This is a genomic window from Streptomyces sp. NPDC021225, assembly GCF_044332865.1.
GTDB lineage: Bacteria > Actinomycetota > Actinomycetes > Streptomycetales > Streptomycetaceae > Streptomyces.
Genome location: NZ_JBIRPV010000002.1, coordinates 468,047 through 486,131 on the forward strand (window position 1 = coordinate 468,047; position 18,085 = coordinate 486,131).

The window sequence follows — 18,085 nt, forward strand, 5'->3', positions numbered from 1 at the left end:
GACGGCGGGCGGGGCCGAGAAGGCCCCGCCCGCCGCCGCGTGTGCCGCGCGTCTCAGGACCGCGGTGGCATCGCCAGCTCGAACCACACGACCTTGCCCGTGCTCAGCCGCGTCGCGCCCCACCGCCGCGCCATCCGGTTGACCAGGTACAGCCCGCGCCCGCCCTCGTCGGACGGGCGTGCCTGGCGCAGCCGCGGCAGCTGCGGGACATCGTCCCCGACCTCGCAGCGCAGCACGTCCGTCCGCAGCAGCCGCAGCGTCACCGGCCGCTCCGCGTACCGCACGGCATTGGTGATCACCTCACTCACCAGCAGCTCCACCGCGTCGGTCAGATCCTCCAGGTCCCACCGGGCCAGCGCCCGCCGCGCCAGCCGGCGCGCCTGTCCGGCCGTCTGCGCCTTGGGATCCAGGAACCAGTAGGCGACATCGCTCGGCGCGATCCCCTCGAAGCGGGCCGCCAGCAGTGCCACATCGTCGTCCCGGTCGCCCGGGCCGAGCATGTCCAGCACCTCGTCGCACAGCGGCTCCAGCGGCGGCGGGTTGGGGCCGGTGAGCCGGGCGGTCGCCGTCAGGCGCTCGCGGAGCTGCTCGATCCCGGTCCACACGTCCCGCATCCGCGACTCGACCAGGCCGTCGGTGTAGAGCATGAGGGTGGCGCCCGCGGGCGCGTCCAGCTCGACCGCCTCGAAGTCGACGCCGCCGACCCCGATCGGCGCGCCCGGCGGCACCCGCAGCACCTCCGCGCGTCCGCCGCGGTGCAGCAGCAGGGGCGGCGGATGGCCCGCGTTGGCCACCACGATGCGGTGCGCGACCGGGTCGTAGACCGCGTACAGGCAGGTGGCCATGCGGTCGGTGCCCAGCCGCTGCGCCTGCTCGTCGAGGTGGTGCAGCACCTCCTGCGGCGGCAGGTCGAGCCCGGCCAGGGTCTGCGCGGTGGTGCGCAACTGGCCCATGATGGCGGCCGAGGTCATGGAGTGGCCCATCACATCGCCGACCACCAGCGCGACGCGGTTGCCCGGCAGCGGGATCGCGTCGTACCAGTCGCCGCCGACCCGCGCGGTCTCGGCGGCCGGGAGATAGCGGCTGGCCAGCCGCACGCCGGTGGGCTGCGGCAGCGAGTCGGGCAGCATGGTGCGCTGAAGCTCGTCGGCGATGTACACCTCGCGGCCGTACAGCACCGCCTTGTCGACGCCGAGCGCGGTGTGCGTGGCCAGCTGGGCGGCGACCAGCAGATCGTCCGGCTCGAACGGCGGCCGGTCCGGGCGGCGTACGAACACAGCGGCGCCGATCACCCGGCGCCGCCCCCGCAGCGGCGCCAGGACCGTGCGCTGGCCCGTGGCCACCGACGTGTTCTCGCCCAGCAGTTCGGGCAGCGCGGCCCGGGCCGCCGAGGAGTCGCCGAAGACCGGCCGCACCCCGCGCAGCACCTCGTTCAGCGGACCGCCCGCCTCCACCTCGCACAGCTCGGCCGCCGGGCCGCCGCCCACGGCGGGCGACAGATCCGGCTGCGAGGGCAGCAGCGGCAGCCGCCCGCTCTCGGTGTCCGGGTCCAGCGGGATGCGGTCGGTGCGGCGCAGCCGCAGCACGACCGGGCCGACCGGGCGCTCGTCGCCGACCGGGAGCGGGTCGCGCAGATAGACCAGGATCGCGTCGGCGAAGGTCGGCACGGTGGCCCGGCACAGGCCCAGCACGATCTCGTCCAGGTCGATGCCGCGCGCGATCCGGCGGGTCGCCGCCCCGACGAACCGCAGCCGGTCACCGCCCCGGTCCCGCGCGGCGGCCGCCTCGGCGGCCACGGGGCCGCCCCCCGGCGGCACCGCGGGAACAGCCGGGACCGCGGGCACCGCCGGCACCCCGCCCTCGGGCGTGCCGTAGCCCACCTCGGCCGCGGCCCGGGCGTCACCCACCCCGGCCGGGGGGTGTTCGCCCGCGGCCGCGCCGCGCCGGGTGGCTCCCCGGGCGTCACGCCCTGGCCGCCCGCCCGTGCCGCCCCCGGCGGCCGGGGGCTCGGCGCCGGGGCCGGGAGCGCCGTCCCGCGCTCCGGGCCCGTGTGCCGCGCCCCTGGCGGCGTTGCGGTCCGCGTCCCACACTGGTTCGCCCTCCGGTGTGCCGTGCTCCGGCTGCGCCGGGTGCTCGTTTACCGCCTCGTTGGCCGACTCGCCGCCCGCCGCACCGCCGCCGGGATCCGCGGCACGGCCGCGTCTCCTCGTATGGCGCGAGGCGTCGTCGCCGCGGTCCTGGGCGCCGTCCCCGCCCGCGACGACACCCCGGCCCGGGGTGTTGTCCCGGGCCTGGCCGGAGACGGGGCCGCCGGCCGACTCGGCCGCGGGAAAGGCCGGACGAGGCCGCCCGCCGCCCGGCTCCTGGCCGGGGGCGTCGGCTCGGCGCACGGCGGTCCGCGGGTCCGGGACCGCGCCGTGCGCGTCCTCGGGCGTATGCGCGCCCGAGGCGGCGGCAGGGCTGGTGGCCTGCCGCTCGTTGTGGGAGGTGGGGTGCTCCGTCACGCGTGGGTTTCCATCCGTCCGGGGCCATGCGCCCTGTTCGTCCGGGCGCACCGAGTGTCAGACACGTCGTCGGCAGTGCAGATAGAGCTGGATCTCCGGTGGTACGTCCGTGCTGGCCGGGGCGTACGAGTGCGAGTCCTCCCCGGTGATCTCGAAGCCCGCGTCCTGCACGACCCGCCGCAGTTCTTCCCGCAGGTAACCGGATACCCGCACCGAGTTGCCCAGGAACGGGATTGCGAAGTCGTCGATGTCCGCCTCGACCATGGCCAGGGCCAGCAGCCCGCCCGGTCTCAGCAGCCCGCGCAGCGCCCGCAGCGCGTACGGGATCTCCGGGCGCGGCAGCATCAGCAGCGAGAAGAACGCGACGACGGCGTCGAACTCGCCGAGGTCGCGCGAGCCGCCCGGCCCGTAGCGGCCGCCGGCCCGCAGGTCGACGATGTCCGTCAGGTGGAAGGTGGCGGCCGGGATGTTGTGCCGGGCCAGCTTGAGCATGCCGGGGGAGATGTCGATGCCGACCACCTGGTGTCCGGCGTCGGCGAGCTGACGGGCCGTGGGCAGTCCCGTGCCACAGCCGACGTCGAGCACGCGGGAGCCGGGCGCGAGGGCGCCGGCCAGCCAGCGGCCGGCCGTGAGCTGGCCGTCCTTGTGCGGAAACGCCTCGTCGTAGCGGTCGCCGATGGCGTCGAAGGCCTCCGCCTGCCCGCTGCGGTCCAGCGCCAGCCGGTCGAAGTCCTCGAACCCCTCGTAGTCGTCGGCATAGTCGGCGTCTTCCGAGCCGGCGCTCCCCGTCACGGTCACCGCCCCTCCGTCGCCCGCCCCGCCGTGGACGTGCCGACCTCCCTCATCGCTCACGCCTCCGCCCCCTCCTGTGACCGCGTCAGATGCCACGCCTCAATCTTGAGTTGCGCCGCTGTCCCGTTTTCGTGAGTGCAGTCTTCCGGACGACGATCCTACGTTTGAAACACAGGGGCACAGCAAGAGGTTCATGGCCTCGAGTGCGCCGACGTGCGATACCGGTCGGTACGGACAGCCGGCCGTCGCCAGTCCGCCGGCAGTTCGGGCACGGTCCACGCCGGGTCAGGACGCCAGTCCTCCCAGCCCTCCCGGAACGGCGCTCCCCAGGATTCGATGAGACCGACGGCGGCCCGCCCCGCGGCCCGTACGCGCTCCGCCTGCTCGGGGGACATCAGGCCGTCGCGCTGGGCCTGCGCGAACTCGTCCTCGTCCTTCCATTCCCAGCTGCGGTCCGGGTAGACCGCGATGTCCAGGAAGTGGTCCTCCGAGTCGATGCCGCCGCTCCAGCGCAGCCGCGGCTCCTCCAGGTTCACGTACCAGTTCTTGAAGCGCCAGTCACGCTCCCAGAACAGCCACACCGACCACGGGTCCCCGGGCCGGGCGAGCTTGAGGACGCCGGTGCCCAGCCAGGTGGACAGCGCGGTGGTGCGCGGCTTGGTGTAGCGGGTGGACAGCGGCTCGTGGTGGAGCGAGGTGCCGTCGGTCAGCTGCGGCTTGACACAGGAGGTGCCGGGGGCGAGCCAGACGGCGAGCAGCTTCGCGGTGTCCTGGACCACGGTCACGGGGCGGCAGATGTGGATGCTGTCGGCGGCGTTGGCGCGGTAGCGCCACAGGATGTGGTCCCCCCGCGCCCATCGAGCGGTGTGTGCCGTCCCCGTCGTCTCCACGATGTCCGCTGTCATGAGCAGATCTTAGGTGGGCGGGCGGCACCACGCCGTGACCTATACCGCAACACCGCGTTACGGGTGGGTCATCCCCAAGACATCGAGGGCTTCGTCCAGCTGCTCGAGGGTCAGCAGCCCCCGCTCCACGTACCCGGACTCCAGGACCACCTCCCGGATGGTCTTCCGCTCGGCCAGCGACCTCTTGGCCACCTTCGCCGCCTCCTCGTAGCCGATGTAGCGGTTGAGGGGGGTGACGACGGAGGGGGAGGACTCCGCGTACTCGCGGGCGCGCTCCGCGTTGGCGGTGATCCCGTCGACCGTGCGGTCCGCCAGCAGCCGGGAGGCGGCCGCCAGCAGTCGGACGGACTCCAGCAGGTTCTTGGCGATGACCGGGAGCATCACATTCAGCTCGAAGTTTCCGGCCGCCCCGGCCCAGGCCACGGTCGCGTCGTTGCCGGTGACCTGGGCGGCCACCATGAGCACCGCCTCGGGGATCACCGGGTTCACCTTCCCCGGCATGATCGAGGAGCCGGGCTGGAGATCGGGCAGGGCGATCTCGGCCAGCCCGGTGCGCGGCCCGGAGGCCATCCAGCGCAGATCGTTTGCGATCTTGGTGAGGGAGACCGCGAGGGTGCGCAGCTGGCCGGAGGTCTCCACCAGGCCGTCGCGCGCGCCCTGCGCCTCGAAGTGGTTACGGGCCTCGGTGAGCGGCAGCCCGGTGGCGCGGGCCAGCTCGGCGATGACGGCGGCGGAGAAGCCGGGCGGGGTGTTGATGCCGGTGCCCACGGCGGTGCCGCCCAGCGGCAGTTCGGCCAGCCGGGGCAGCGCGGCGCGCAGCCGCTCGACGCCGTAGCGGACCTGGGCGGCGTATCCGCCGAACTCCTGGCCCAGCGTCACCGGCGTGGCGTCCATGAGGTGCGTACGGCCCGCCTTGACCACCTCCGCGAACTCCGCCGCCTTGCGCTCCAGCGCCGCGGCGAGGTGGTCGAGCGCGGGGATCAGGTCGGCGGTGACGGCTGCGGTGGCCGCGATGTGGATGGAGGAGGGGAACACGTCGTTGGACGACTGGCTGGCGTTGACGTGGTCGTTGGGGTGGACGTCGCGGCCAAGGCGCTCGCTCGCGAGGGTGGCCAGCACCTCGTTCATGTTCATGTTGGAGGAGGTGCCCGAGCCGGTCTGGAAGACGTCGACGGGGAAGTGGTCGTCCCAGCGGCCCTCGGCGACCTGGGCCGCGGCGTCCGCGATGGCCTGCGCGACCTCGGCGTCGACCACGCCGAGCGTGGCGTTCACGGTGGCGGCCGCGGCCTTGATGCGCGCCAGCGCCTCGATGTGTGCGCGCTCCAGGCGCTGCCCGCTGACGGGGAAGTTCTCCACCGCCCGCTGGGTCTGGGCACGCCACTTGGCGTGCGCCGGGACCCGCACCTCACCCATGGAATCGTGCTCGATGCGGTACTTCTCGTCGGTCATGACGGACCCACCTCCACTCCCGACAGCACCCGCCTGCCCCGCCGTGTTCCCGGCCAGGGGGTGATCTTTCCCCTGTCCCGCACCGTCCCCGGGGAGCGGTCAGCGTACGGGTTCGGGGGTGGGGGTGCGGGGTGGGTCCACCTCGCCGGTGCGCCGCAGCTTCTGCCACGGCAGCAGCGCCCCGGACGCCGCCGTGACACAGGAGTGCAGCAGCACCAGGTACATCAGCTGCCGGTAGGCGATCTGCTGGAGCGGCAGCGCCAGCAGCGGCCCGTACCGCTCGCGGTCCAGCCGGAAGGCGTACGCCGCGGCGAGCAGCTGGAGCAGCACCAGGGCCCACCAGGCCAGCAGCGACTTCACCGGGTCGAGGAAGACCACCCCGTACAGCGTGAACAGGTCGATCAGCGGCGCGCACAGCGGTGCGACCACCTGGAAGAGGACCACCAGTGGCATCCCGACCCGGCCGAAGCGCCCGGAGGGGCCATGGTCGACCAGCGAGCGGCGGTGCTTCCACAGCGCCTGCATGGTGCCGTAGCTCCAGCGGTAGCGCTGCCGCCACAGCTGGGCCACCGTGCTGGGCGCCTCGGTCCAGGCGTGGGCGCTGTCCTGGTAGACGACCCGCCAGCCGGCCCGGTGCAGGGCGATCGTGATGTCGGTGTCCTCGGCCAGGGTGTCGGCGCTCATGCCGCCCGCCTCCAGCACGGCGCGGCGGCGGAAGGCGCCGATGGCCCCGGGGATGGTGGGCATGCAGCGCAGCAGGTCGTACATCCGGCGGTCGAGGTTGAAGCCCATCACGTACTCGATGTGCTGCCAGGCGCCGATCAGCCCGGCGCGGTTGCCGACCTTGGCGTTGCCCGCGACCGCGCCGACGCCCGGGTCGGCGAAGGGCCGGACCAGCTCGTGCACGGTGCCGGGTTCGAAGACGGTGTCGCCGTCCATCATCACGATCAGGTCGTAGCGGGCCTCGGCGATGCCGTGGTTGAGCGCGGCGGCCTTGCCCGCGTTCTCCTGCCGCAGCACCCGTACGTTCGGCAGGCCCAGGGCCGTCACGATGTCGCCGGTGCCGTCGGTCGAGCCGTCGTCCACGACCAGGATCTCGATCGGATGGGTGCTGGCGGCCAGCGAGTTCACCGTGTTGGCGATGCACTCCTTCTCGTTGTACGCGGGCACGATCACGCTCACCCGCTCCTCCACCGTCCGGCCCCAGGTGAAGCGCCGCCGGTCGCGGGCGCGCCGGTGCCACCACGCGAGCACCAGCATCATCAGCAGCCGCGCGATCACCGCGAGACCCACCACGGCCAGCAGCCAGGCCAGCCCCGGCATGGCGAAATGGGTGAGCGCCGCGGCCCAGATCAGGGCCCGGCCCTGCCAGACGCGCGAGCCGTCGGCCGGGTGGACGGCGGTCCCGGCGCCGAGCGCCCCGGTGACCGTGGTGAAGGTGTAGCCCTTCGCCTTCATCCGCTCGATGTACGTCCCCAGCGCCCGGACGGTCCGCGAGCGGTCGCCGCCCGCGTCGTGGAAGAGCACGGCGGCGCCCTTTCCGGCCTTCGGGGTGGCGTTGCGGATGATCCTTTCGACCGGCGGGCGCTTCCAGTCCTGGCTGTCGACGTCGATGAACGCGCTGATGTAGCCGCGGTCGCCCAGATACCGCTGGACCGGCCAGAGCAGGTCGTCGAGCGCGCCGAGCGTCGAGGCGTACGGGGCGCGGAACAGCGAGCTGGTGATGCCGGCCGCGCCGGCCAGGGCCACCTGGGACTGCGCCAGCTCGCGGTCCACCCGGCCGCGGTCCTGGTAGGCGAGGTCCGAGTGGGTGAAGGTGTGCACGCCGATCTCGTGGCCGGCGGCCCGCACCCGGCGCACCAGGCCGGGGTGGCGGACCACCATCTGGCCGAGCACGAAGAAGGTGCCCGGCACGTCGTGGTCGCGCAGCACCTTCAGGATCTCCGGGGTCCAGCGCGGGTCGGGGCCGTCGTCGAAGGTCAGCGCGATGGTCCGGGCCGGGATGCGGTGGCCGGTGGGCCTGCCGCGGTCATCGAAGGCGAGCACCGGGCCTCCGGTGCGGACCCGGTCGGGGACGTGATCGGCGCGGAGTGTCCGGTGCACCCGGGCGTCGTTGCCGACCTCGGCGTGCAGATAGCCGTCCAGCAGCATCCCGCAGACCACCGCGACCAGTGTGGCCACCCCGAGCACCAGCCGCAGCCGGGGGACGGCGTGCCGCCCGGCTGCGGCCATCCGGGACACGGTGCGGCGGGGAGCCCGCTGCGGCTGCGGCCGTGGCGGGGGCTCGGCCGCCGGGGGCCGGCGGCGGCGCGGGCGAGGCAGCCTCGGCTGTCTGCCGCCGTTCATCGCGCCTCGGCCCCGGCCGGGCGGCCGGCGTGCCGGGAGGCAGCTCCGGCCATGGCCGGGGGCTTGTGGGGCGGGTGGTGGCCGCGCCGGGCGTCCTTGCCGTCCCGGGTGCCCTTGCCGTCCCGGGCGGCCGGGGCGGCGGTGGCGCCGCTGCCGGGGACCAGGGTGTCGGGGGCGAGGGTGGTGCTGCCCGAGAACCCCGCTCCCAGGAGAGCGGTGTAGCCGAGGACGGCGGCCCCCGCGACCAGGCCCGCGTGCCGCAACAGGCGGGCGCGGCGCCCGGAGAGGTCCACGAACACGGGCCCCGCCGTGGCCCCGTCCGCGGCGAGGAGGCGCGCCGGAGCGCGCTCGGCCACGTCTGACTGTGGGTGCATGAGCGAGAGGCTAATGCAGCAAATAGGATTTTCCGCATATAGGTAAACGACGCGGTGTGTCATAGCTCATGACGGTTCATCCGGTGTGCGAGCTTTGAACGGCGGCCGATGGAGCACTCGGCCAGGCCCGGAGCCCCGTACCGGGCGGGGAGTGAGCTGAAGGGGCGCGCCGCCCGCGCCGGAGGCGCTGATGTCACTGTGAAAGGGAGAGCGCGCGGAGGCCCTGAGGCTGCAATCGATATGCGGCTCCGCCGCGCGAAGGGCCGAGCACGGTCGACTGTCGACAGGGGCTGAGGCGCCCCGGAGGCGAGTCCTGAGACTGGAGGGGAGAGACATTCGCGTGAGGGCCAGATCCACCCCACGCCTGGGTGGCCGCACCGCGCTCGCCGCGGCGGTCTGCGCGGCCGTCGCCGTCTGGGCCGGTGGCGAGCGGCCACTCCCGCGGCCCGCCTCCCCGCCCGCGCGCCCGCCCGCACCCGCTGTTGCCCGCGGCCACGCCGATGTACCGCTGGCGCCGTACGTCAGCGCCTGGGCGGCCTCCGGATACGACATGACCGCGGCCGCGGCGCGCGGCGTCAAGGAGTTCACCCTGGGCTTCGTCATCGCGGGCGCGGGCTGCGCCCCGGTGTGGGACGGCGGGATCCCGCTGGCCGACCGGGCACTGGCGGCCCGGATCGCCGCCGTACGCCGGGCCGGGGGCGACGTACGGGTCTCCTTCGGCGGCGCCACCGGGCCGGAGCTGGCCGCGGCCTGCCCCGGCGTGGGCCAACTCGTCACCGTCTACGCCGCGGTGATCGACCGTTACGGCTTCACCAAGGCCGACTTCGACATCGAGGGCGCCGCCCTCGCCGACCCCGTCTCCGCCACCCGCCGGGCGCGGGCCATCGCGCTGCTCCAGCGCGTCCGGCCGGGCCTGGACGTCTCGTTCACCCTGCCCGCCATGCCGTACGGCCTGACCGACGACGGCAGCGCCCTGCTCGCCAACGCCAGGGCCCAGGGCGTCGCCGTCTCGGGCGTGAACATCATGGCCATGAACTACGGCGGCGAGCACACCGGAAACATGGGCCGGTACGCCGTCCAGGCCGCCATCAACGCCCACGGCCGGATCCGCGGCGTCCTCGGCCTCTCCGCGGCCGCGGCCTGGAAGGCGCTCGCCGTGACCCCGATGATCGGCGTCAACGACGTCTCGGGCGAGGTCTTCACGCTCGAGGACGCCGCCGGTCTCGCCCGGTTCGCGGCGGCCAAGGGGATCGGCCGGCTGTCCATGTGGTCCGCGGAGCGCGACCGTCCCTGCCCCGCACGCGACAACGCCCCCGGGCCGGACCCCGCCTGTAGCGGCGTGGCCCAGCGCCCGGGGGCGTTCGAGTCGTTGCTGGCCGGCTAGAGCGGGTCCGGCCTCGCGTGGATCAGCCCTGCGGCCGCACCGGGATGCTGGTGACGAACGGCTGGGACGGGCCCGGGTCGGTGAAGAAGTCGTTCCCCTTGTCGTCGACCACGACGAACGCAGGGAAGTCCTCGACCTCGATCTTCCAGACCGCCTCCATGCCCAGCTCCGCGTACTCCAGGACCTCCACCTTCTTGATGCAGTCCTGGGCCAGCCGCGCCGCCGGGCCGCCGATCGAGCCGAGGTAGAAGCCGCCGTGCGCCTGGCAGGCCTCGGTGACCTGCCGGGAGCGGTTCCCCTTCGCCAGCATGACGTGCGAGCCGCCGGCCGCCTGGAACTGCTCGACGTACGCGTCCATGCGGCCCGCTGTCGTCGGCCCGAAGGAGCCGGAGGCGTAGCCCTCGGGGGTCTTGGCCGGGCCCGCGTAGTAGACGGCGTGGTCGCGCAGGTACTGCGGCATCTCCTCGCCCGCGTCCAGCCGCTCCTTGATCTTCGCGTGCGCGATGTCGCGGGCGACCACGAGCGGGCCGCTGAGCGAGAGCCGGGTCTTGACCGGGTACCTGGTCAGCTCCGCCCGGATCTCGTCCATCGGGCGGTTGAGGTCGATGCGCACCACGTCGTCGTCCGACAGGTGCTCGTCGGTGGTCTCCGGCAGGTACTTGGCCGGATCGGTCTCCAACTGCTCCAGGAAGACGCCCTCGGGCGTGATCTTCGCCAGCGCCTGGCGGTCGGCGGAGCAGGAGACCGCGATGGCCACCGGGCAGGACGCGCCGTGCCGGGGCAGCCGGACCACCCGCACGTCATGGCAGAAGTACTTGCCGCCGAACTGCGCGCCGATCCCGATCCGCTGCGTCAGCTCGAAGACCTTCTCCTCCAGCTCCTTGTCGCGGAAGCCGTGGCCGGTCGGGGAGCCCTCGGTGGGCAGCTCGTCCAGGTAGTGCGCCGAGGCGTACTTCGCGGTCTTGAGCGCGTACTCCGCGCTGGTGCCGCCGACGACGATCGCCAGGTGGTACGGCGGGCAGGCCGCGGTGCCCAGCGAGCGGATCTTCTCCTCCAGGAACTTCATCATCGAGCCCTCGTTGAGGACCGCCTTCGTCTCCTGGTACAGGAAGGACTTGTTGGCCGAGCCGCCGCCCTTGGCCATGAAGAGGAACTTGTACGCGCCGCCGTCGGTCGCGTACAGCTCGATCTGGGCGGGGAGGTTGGAGCCGGTGTTCTTCTCCTCCCACATGGTCAGCGGGGCCATCTGGGAGTAGCGCAGATTGAGCTTGGTGTACGCGTCGTAGACGCCGCGCGACAGGGACTCCTCGTCGCCGCCCTCGGTCAGCACGTTCTGCCCGCGCTTGCCCATCACGATGGCGGTGCCGGTGTCCTGGCACATCGGGAGCACGCCCGCGGCCGCGATGTTGGCGTTCTTCAGCAGGTCCAGCGCGACGAAGCGGTCGTTGGGGCTGGCCTCGGGGTCGTCCAGGATGCGGCGCAGCTGGGCGAGGTGGGCGGGGCGCAGATAGTGCGAGATGTCGTGCATCGCCTCGGCCGCGAGCTTGCGCAGCGCCTCCGGCTCGACCTTGAGGAACGTACGCCCGTCGGCCTCGAAGGTGCTCACGCCCTCGGCGGTCACCAGGCGGTACGGCGTGGTGTCCTCGCCCAGGGGCAGCAGGTCCGAATAGGCGAACGCAGGGCGGGCGGGTTGGGAGACAGGGGGCATGGCGTGGCCATTCCTCACTCGACGGGGCTACGGCTGACTTCGTCGACAGCGGACACCAGCGTAGAACGGGGCCGGGCGCCCGAACCTGTGAGGTCGGGCATACGGACTCCGTCCGTCGAGCTCCGTCCGCCGGACTCCGTCCGCCGGACTCCGTCCGTCGAGTCGCCACGACCCCTAGTCGCGATGTATCGCGACTGGGTACTCTGGTCACGTGACTGACCAACAGCCGGTGCCATTGACGAAGACCGCGCCCGCCCCCGTGCCCGCCGCGGAGCTGCGGGCCTCGGACGCGGATCGCGACCGGATCGCGGACGTTCTGCGCGAGGCGCTGGCCGAGGGCAGGCTCGACCCCGAAGAGCACGCCGAGCGGATCGACGCGGTCTACCGGGCCAAGACCGTCGGCGAACTGGAGCCCCTGGTCCGCGATCTGCCCTCGCCCGCGGCGAGCGGCCGGGCCGCCGTCCCGGCGCCGGGGCAGCCGTACGGGGCCCGGGCCCTGCCCGCCTCCGACAACCTGACGGCGATCTTCGGCGGCGCGGCGCGCAAGGGCCGTTGGCGGGTCAGGCGCACCACCCGGGTCCTGGCGATCTTCGGTGGCGTCGAAATCGACCTGACCGAGGCGCTGTTCGAGCATCGGGAGATCGTCATCGACGTCTCCGCCATCTTCGGCGGAGTCGAGATCAAGGTCCCGGAAAACGTCACGGTCCGCGGCGACGGCGGGGGCATTTTCGGTGGATTCGACATCAAGACATACGAGGCGCCGGACCCGGAGGCCCCGGTCATCGTGGTGCGGGGATTCGCCTTCTTCGGCGGTGCCGAGGTCAAGCGCAAGCGCGGAAAACGGCTGAAGAACCTACGTTCATATTGAATTTCCGGCAGGGGCAACGGTGTGCATAAGCACGCGCACAGCGGGTAAGGCTTGGTGCATCGTCTCTCGTACGGCTGATGGGGGTGTCAAGGGGCCGTGCGGGCCAGGCGGGCAAGGGTGACCACCGGAGCCGTCGTCAGGAGTAGACCGTGCTGCAACCGCATCAGCCCCTGCTGGACGCCGCCGTGCCCCCGCAGCGCAGTCCCGCTCGGGATCAGGCAGGCCCCTGGCACTCGGAGGCTGTGTGCCGCCGGGACGAGGCCGGGCTGTTCTTCGCTCCTTCGAAGGAGCCCACGGCTGCGCGGCTGTCGCGGGAAGAGGCCGCCAAGCGCGTCTGTGCGCGCTGCCCGGTCATGGTCGAGTGCCGCGAGCACGCCCTGCTCCAGCCCGAGCCGTACGGGGTGTGGGGCGGGCTGACCGCGGCCGAGCGCCGGGTCGTGCTGGCCCGCCGGCGGCGCCGCGAGGCGGAGCTCCAGCGCACCGTCCGGGTGGCCGCCGCCGGCTGACCGAGACCTGAGAAACCACGCGGCCGGGCCCCACCGGGGAGGAGGGGCCCGCCCGCGAGTGCATGCCCGCTAGCGCGCGCGGTCGAAGTCGACCGCGGCGTAGGCGCGCAGCTTGGACAGCCGGTGGACCGAGTCGATCTGCCGGATGGTCCCCGACTTGGAGCGCATCACCAGCGACTGGGTGGTCGCGGTCTCCGCGCGGTACCGCACCCCGCGCAGCAGATCGCCGTCGGTGATGCCGGTGGCCACGAAGAACACGTTGTCGCCCCTGACCAGGTCGTCCGTCTCCAGCACCTGGTCGAGGTCATGGCCCGCGTCGATGGCGCGCTGCCGCTCCTCGTCGTCCTTGGGCCACAGCTGGGCCTGGATGGTGCCGCCCAGGCACTTGATCGCGCAGGCCGCGATGATGCCCTCCGGCGTACCGCCGATGCCGAGCAGCAGATCCGCGCCGGCGCCCTCGCGCGCGGCCATGATCGCGCCGGCCACGTCGCCGTCGGAGATGAACTTGATCCGGGCGCCCGCCTCCCGGATCTCCTTGACGATGTTCTCGTGCCGGGGGCGGTCGAGCACGACCACCGTGACGTCCTCGGGGCTGGACTTCTTCGCTTTCGCGATCCGGCGGATGTTGACGCCCACGGGCGCCGTGATGTCGACGAACTCGGCCGCCTCGGGGCCGGTGGCCAGCTTGTTCATGTAGAAGACCGCGGACGGGTCGAACATGGTGCCGCGCTCGGCGACCGCCAGGACGGACACCGCGTTCGCCATGCCCTTGGCGGTGAGCGTGGTGCCGTCCACCGGGTCCACGGCCACGTCGCACTCCGGGCCGGTCCCGTCGCCCACCCGCTCTCCGTTGAAGAGCATGGGCGCTTCGTCCTTCTCGCCTTCGCCGATCACCACGACACCGTTCATGGACACGGTGTGGACGAGGGAGCGCATGGCTTTGACGGCGGCTCCGTCGGCGCCGTTCTTGTCGCCGCGTCCCACCCAGCGGCCGGAGGCCATGGCGCCGGCCTCGGTGACCCGGACGAGTTCCAGGGCCAGGTTGCGGTCGGGCGCTTCGGGGCTGACTTCCAGCTGGGACGGGAGATGATGCTCGGTCATCGGATCGCACCTTTCTGTACGGCGACGGCCGGATGTGAGGGTGTTTTGTACTTGGTGCGGGAGCTGTGGACAGCCCCCCGAAAATCACAGTATCCGCTGATTGCGAATGTGAGCAGAGGGCCCCACGCATGAGCACGGCGGCCATGAGGGACGATAGGGGGCGTGGCAGGTATGCGAGGCAAAGAGACGGTGCGGGACATGGTGCTGTCGCTGGCGGCGATAGGCGCCTTCGCGGCACTCATTTACGTCTTCGCCATTCCGCACGACGACAGCAAGAATCCGCTGAAGACGGTCGACTACAGGGTAGAGCTGATCACCGCCCGGCGCGCGGCGCCGTACCCGGTGGCCGCGCCGGAGCCCGGCAGCCTGCCCAAGGGCTGGCGCGCGACCTCGGTGACGTACGGGCCGGTGAAGCTCGCGCAGGCGGAGGGCGACACGGTCTGGCACCTCGGCTTCCTCACCCCGGACGAGGAGTACGTCGCGGTGGAGCAGAGCGACACCAAGGCGGGGCCGTTCATCGCTGATGTCACCCAGCGGGCGACGAAGACGGACCGGACGGAGCGGATCGACGGCAGGGAGTGGGTCCGCTACGAGGGCGACAAGTACAACGCCCTGGTGCACGCGGAGCCGGGCGCGACCACGGTGGTCACCGGCACGGCGACGTTCGGGCAGCTGACGGAAATGGCCGCCGCGCTCAACACGGACAAGGGCTGAGCGCGGCGGCCGGGCGCGCCGCCCCGCGGGGGGAGCGGGGCGGCGGCGGTGCCCCGCCGGGGGGAGCGGGGCGGTCCGGAGAGGTCACACCGTGGTGACGACCTCGTCGTAGGGGAGCCGGGGGCCGCGCGGGAACGAGGCGTTCTCGCCCGGCTTGCCGATGTTGATGATCATCAGCGGGGTGTGGTCGTCGTCCAGGAACTCCTTGCGCACCCCGGCCGGGTCGAAGCCCGTCATCGGGCCGGCGGCCAGACCGGCGGCGCGGATGCCCAGGATGAAGTAGCCGGCCTGGAGCGAGGCGTTCATCGCCGCGGCCTGCTCACGGGCGGCGCGCTCGGCGAAGAAGAGGTCCTTGGCCTGGGGGAAGGCCGGGAAGAGGGTGGGGAGCTCCTCGTGGAACTCGTTGTCCGCGGCCAGGATCGCGACCAGCGGGGCGGTGGCGGTCTTGGCCCGGTTGCCCTCGGACATGTGCGGGACCAGGCGCTCACGGGCCTCGGCCGAGCGGACCAGCACGACGCGCAGGGGCGACTGGTTGAACGCCGTGGGGGCGTACTTGATCAGGTCGTAGATCGCCTGGACCTGCTCGTCGGACACCGGCTCGTCGGTGAAGGTGTTGGCGGTGTGGGCCTCGCGGAAGAGGAGGTCCTGGGCGGTGGGGTCGAGGGCGAGAGACATGGTCGTGCGCAACCTTCTGCTTGCTGTGGGGGTGGTGCTTACGGAGCCCCACCATACGCGATTTAGGTTAACATTCAACTAAATCGCGGGCGGGGTGCTCCGAATCACAGCGACTGATCGCGTCGGCTCGCCCGTCAGCCCTCGCCGTCCCCCTCGCCCCCGCCCTGGCCCGCGTCCGCCGTCTCGGCCAGCGCCGCGTCCAGCCGGGCGCGGGCGCCCTCCAGCCAGCGGCGGCAGACCTTCGCCAGCTCCTCGCCCCGCTCCCACAGGGCGAGCGACTCCTCCAAGGTCGTACCGCCGGCCTCCAGGCGGCGCACCACCTCGACCAGCTCGTCCCGCGCCTGCTCATATCCGAGCGTGGACGCCTCGGCCGCGCTCCCGGCGGCCTTCGTGGCCTTCTGATCCGTCTTCGCCATACCGCACAGCCTATTCAGGGGGGCTGACAACGGCGCGAACCGCGAACTCGCCCTCGGCGACCCGGGCCCGGAGCTCCTCGTCCGCGCTCACCTCGGCCGCGGCCCGCACCACCGACCCGTCCGCGTGCTGGAGCACCGCATAGCCGCGCCGCAGCGTCGCGGCGGGGGAGAGCGCCACCACCCGGGCGTGGGTGTGCGTCAGCTCCGACTCCGCCCGGTCCAGCAGATGCCCGAGGCAGCGCCGGCCGCGGTCCAGCAGCCCCGAGACCTGCTCGGCCCGCTCGTCCACCATGCGCTGCGGCTGGCGCAGGCACGGGCGCGCCAGGGCCGCCGCGAGCCCCCGCTCCTCCCGGTCCAGCAGACCGCGCACGCTGCGCAGCCCGCGCTCGCGCAGCTGCTGGATCCGCACCAGCTCCTCGCCCACGTCCGGCACGATCTTCTTGGCCGCGTCGGTGGGCGTGGAGGCGCGCAGATCGGCGACCAGGTCCAGCAGCGGCGAGTCCGGCTCGTGCCCGATCGCCGAGACCACCGGGGTGGCGCAGGCCGCCACGGCCCGCACCAGCTGCTCGTCGGAGAACGGCAGCAGATCCTCCACGCTGCCGCCGCCGCGCGCCACGATGATCACGTCCACCTCCGGCAGCGCGTCCAGCTCCTGGACCGCCTCGATCACCTGGGGCACGGCGTGGACGCCCTGCACGGCGACATTGCGCACCTCGAAGCGGACCGCGGGCCAGCGCAGCCGCGCGTTCTCCAGCACATCGCGCTCGGCCGCCGAGGCCCGCCCGCAGACCAGCCCTATCAGCTGCGGCAGAAAGGGCAGCGGCTTCTTGCGCTCGGCCGCGAAAAGGCCCTCCGCCGCCAGCGACTTCTTCAGCAGCTCCAGCCGGGCCAGCAGCTCCCCGACCCCGACCGGCCGGATCTCGGTGGCCCGCAGGGACAGCTGGCCGCGCGGCGCGTACCACTCCGGCTTGGCGAGCACCACCACCCGCGCGCCCTCGGTGACCGTATCCGCGACCTTGTCGAAGACGGCGCGGAAGCAGGTGACGGTGAGCGAGATGTCGTACGAGGGGTCGCGCAGGGTCAGAAACACCACCCCGGCGCCCGGGCGCCGGGACAGCTGGGTGATCTGCCCCTCGACCCACACCGCCCCGAGCCGGTCGATCCATCCCCCGATCAGCCGGGACACCTCGCCGACCGGGATCGGCGCCTCAGCGGATGTGTTGACAGCCATGTGCGGGAGCGTATCGGCCGCCGCCGACAATGACCCGGGTCCACGGCCCCCTACCATGGTGAACATGACCGCAACGACAGCCCGCCGGGTCCTGCTCGCGGCCCCCCGGGGCTACTGCGCCGGCGTGGACCGTGCCGTAATCGCCGTCGAGAAGGCCCTGGAGCAGTACGGGGCGCCGATCTACGTGCGCAAGGAGATCGTCCACAACAAGTACGTCGTGCAGACCCTCGAGAAGAAGGGCGCGATCTTCGTCGACGAGACGGAGGAGGTGCCCGAGGGATCCATCGTGATCTTCTCGGCCCACGGCGTCGCGCCCGTCGTCCACGAGGAGGCGCGGCAGCGCCGGCTCGCCACCATCGACGCGACCTGCCCGCTGGTCACCAAGGTCCACAAGGAAGCGGTCCGGTTCGCCAAGGAGGACTACGACATCCTCCTGATCGGCCACGAGGGCCACGAGGAGGTCATCGGCACCAGCGGCGAGGCGCCCGACCACATCACCCTCGTCGACGGCCCGAAGGATGTGGAGAACATCCAGGTCCGCGACGAGTCCAAGGTCGTCTGGCTGTCCCAGACCACGCTCTCCGTCGACGAGACGATGGAGACCGTGGACGCGCTCAAGCAGCGGTTCCCGGGGCTCGTCAGCCCGCCCAGCGACGACATCTGCTACGCCACGCAGAACCGCCAGATCGCGATCAAGCAGGTCGCCGCCGAGGCCGACCTGGTGATCGTCGTCGGCTCCAAGAACTCCTCCAACTCGGTGCGGCTGGTCGAGGTCGCCCTCGGCGCCGGCGCCAAGGACGGCCACCTGGTCGACTTCGCCAGCGAGATCGACGAGGCCTGGCTGGAGGGCGTGACGACGGTCGGCGTGACCTCGGGCGCCTCGGTGCCGGACGTGCTGGTCGAGGGCGTGCTGGAGTGGCTGGCCGAGCGCGGCTTCGGAGATGTCGAGGTCGTCCAGCCGATGCGGGAGAGCCTGACCTTCTCGCTGCCCAAGGAGCTGCGCCGCGACCTGAGGTCCGAGGCCGCGGCCGCGGCGGCGGACGCCACCCCGGCGGCCCCCTCCCGGGACGCGTGAGCGGCCCATCCGGCGGCTCCACCCTCTAGCCTTCTGA

The 18,085-nt window shown here is 72.7% G+C and carries 16 protein-coding genes; 5 read left to right on the forward strand and 11 right to left on the reverse strand.

Features of this window, described 5'->3' with window-relative positions; translation table 11 throughout:
* Positions 1 to 53: 53 nt before the first annotated feature.
* The 6 genes from ACH4S9_RS10255 to ACH4S9_RS10280 all read right to left on the reverse strand — a co-directional run bounded on the left by ACH4S9_RS10255 (position 54) and on the right by ACH4S9_RS10280 (position 8,370).
* Positions 54 to 2,504, reverse strand: coding sequence for a SpoIIE family protein phosphatase (locus ACH4S9_RS10255; RefSeq protein ID WP_358845254.1), 2,451 nt, complete (start codon positions 2,502 to 2,504; stop codon positions 54 to 56).
* Between the two features lie 57 nt (positions 2,505 to 2,561).
* A complete protein-coding gene (locus ACH4S9_RS10260; protein ID WP_311727680.1) occupies positions 2,562 to 3,224 on the reverse strand; it encodes a class I SAM-dependent methyltransferase in 663 nt (220 codons plus the stop codon).
* 263 nt (positions 3,225 to 3,487) lie between these two features.
* Positions 3,488 to 4,201, reverse strand: a complete 714-nt coding sequence (locus ACH4S9_RS10265; RefSeq protein WP_358845253.1) for a DUF402 domain-containing protein — start codon at positions 4,199 to 4,201, stop codon at positions 3,488 to 3,490.
* 57 nt (positions 4,202 to 4,258) lie between these two features.
* On the reverse strand, positions 4,259 to 5,650 hold the full coding sequence (locus ACH4S9_RS10270) for a class II fumarate hydratase (RefSeq protein ID WP_398371072.1): 1,392 nt from the start codon (positions 5,648 to 5,650) through the stop codon (positions 4,259 to 4,261).
* 99 nt (positions 5,651 to 5,749) lie between these two features.
* Positions 5,750 to 7,882: a bifunctional polysaccharide deacetylase/glycosyltransferase family 2 protein gene (locus ACH4S9_RS10275; protein ID WP_358845252.1), complete on the reverse strand. Its 2,133-nt coding sequence runs from the start codon at positions 7,880 to 7,882 to the stop codon at positions 5,750 to 5,752.
* Positions 7,883 to 7,992: 110 nt separating this feature from the next.
* The gene (locus ACH4S9_RS10280; RefSeq protein WP_385340448.1) at positions 7,993 to 8,370 is read right to left on the reverse strand and encodes a hypothetical protein; all 378 of its coding nucleotides are present in this window, start codon (positions 8,368 to 8,370) and stop codon (positions 7,993 to 7,995) included.
* A gap of 340 nt (positions 8,371 to 8,710) precedes the next feature.
* Between ACH4S9_RS10280 and ACH4S9_RS10285 the strand changes: the two genes are divergently transcribed.
* Complete coding sequence (locus tag ACH4S9_RS10285) at positions 8,711 to 9,754, forward strand: chitinase (RefSeq protein ID WP_385340446.1); 1,044 nt, start codon at positions 8,711 to 8,713, stop codon at positions 9,752 to 9,754.
* 22 nt (positions 9,755 to 9,776) lie between these two features.
* Here ACH4S9_RS10285 and ACH4S9_RS10290 read toward each other — a convergent pair whose 3' ends face one another.
* A complete protein-coding gene (locus tag ACH4S9_RS10290; protein ID WP_398371075.1) occupies positions 9,777 to 11,462 on the reverse strand; it encodes a fumarate hydratase in 1,686 nt (561 codons plus the stop codon).
* 211 nt (positions 11,463 to 11,673) lie between these two features.
* Between ACH4S9_RS10290 and ACH4S9_RS10295 the strand changes: the two genes are divergently transcribed.
* On the forward strand, positions 11,674 to 12,330 hold the full coding sequence (locus ACH4S9_RS10295) for a DUF1707 domain-containing protein (RefSeq protein ID WP_311727534.1): 657 nt from the start codon (positions 11,674 to 11,676) through the stop codon (positions 12,328 to 12,330).
* A 149-nt stretch (positions 12,331 to 12,479) separates the two neighbouring features.
* The gene (locus ACH4S9_RS10300; RefSeq protein WP_311727535.1) at positions 12,480 to 12,836 is read left to right on the forward strand and encodes a WhiB family transcriptional regulator; all 357 of its coding nucleotides are present in this window, start codon (positions 12,480 to 12,482) and stop codon (positions 12,834 to 12,836) included.
* Positions 12,837 to 12,905: 69 nt separating this feature from the next.
* On the opposite strand, the gene glpX is transcribed toward ACH4S9_RS10300, so the two are convergent.
* Entirely contained in the window at positions 12,906 to 13,937 is a 1,032-nt protein-coding gene (gene glpX / locus ACH4S9_RS10305) for a class II fructose-bisphosphatase (RefSeq protein WP_311727536.1), read from the reverse strand.
* Positions 13,938 to 14,108: 171 nt separating this feature from the next.
* Here glpX and ACH4S9_RS10310 point away from each other — a divergent pair, with 171 nt between their 5' ends.
* Positions 14,109 to 14,651, forward strand: coding sequence for a DUF4245 domain-containing protein (locus ACH4S9_RS10310; protein ID WP_398371819.1), 543 nt, complete (start codon positions 14,109 to 14,111; stop codon positions 14,649 to 14,651).
* 84 nt (positions 14,652 to 14,735) lie between these two features.
* Here the strand turns inward: ACH4S9_RS10310 and ACH4S9_RS10315 are convergent, their stop codons facing one another.
* From ACH4S9_RS10315 to xseA, 3 genes are all read right to left on the reverse strand, one after another.
* Positions 14,736 to 15,326, reverse strand: coding sequence for a malonic semialdehyde reductase (locus tag ACH4S9_RS10315; RefSeq protein ID WP_311727537.1), 591 nt, complete (start codon positions 15,324 to 15,326; stop codon positions 14,736 to 14,738).
* Positions 15,327 to 15,460: 134 nt separating this feature from the next.
* A complete protein-coding gene (locus ACH4S9_RS10320; RefSeq protein WP_311727538.1) occupies positions 15,461 to 15,742 on the reverse strand; it encodes an exodeoxyribonuclease VII small subunit in 282 nt (93 codons plus the stop codon).
* A 10-nt stretch (positions 15,743 to 15,752) separates the two neighbouring features.
* The gene (xseA, locus tag ACH4S9_RS10325) at positions 15,753 to 16,973 is read right to left on the reverse strand and encodes an exodeoxyribonuclease VII large subunit (RefSeq protein WP_311727539.1); all 1,221 of its coding nucleotides are present in this window, start codon (positions 16,971 to 16,973) and stop codon (positions 15,753 to 15,755) included.
* 64 nt (positions 16,974 to 17,037) lie between these two features.
* Here xseA and ACH4S9_RS10330 point away from each other — a divergent pair, with 64 nt between their 5' ends.
* Complete coding sequence (locus tag ACH4S9_RS10330) at positions 17,038 to 18,048, forward strand: 4-hydroxy-3-methylbut-2-enyl diphosphate reductase (RefSeq protein WP_311727540.1); 1,011 nt, start codon at positions 17,038 to 17,040, stop codon at positions 18,046 to 18,048.
* The last annotated feature ends 37 nt before the right edge of the window (positions 18,049 to 18,085 follow it).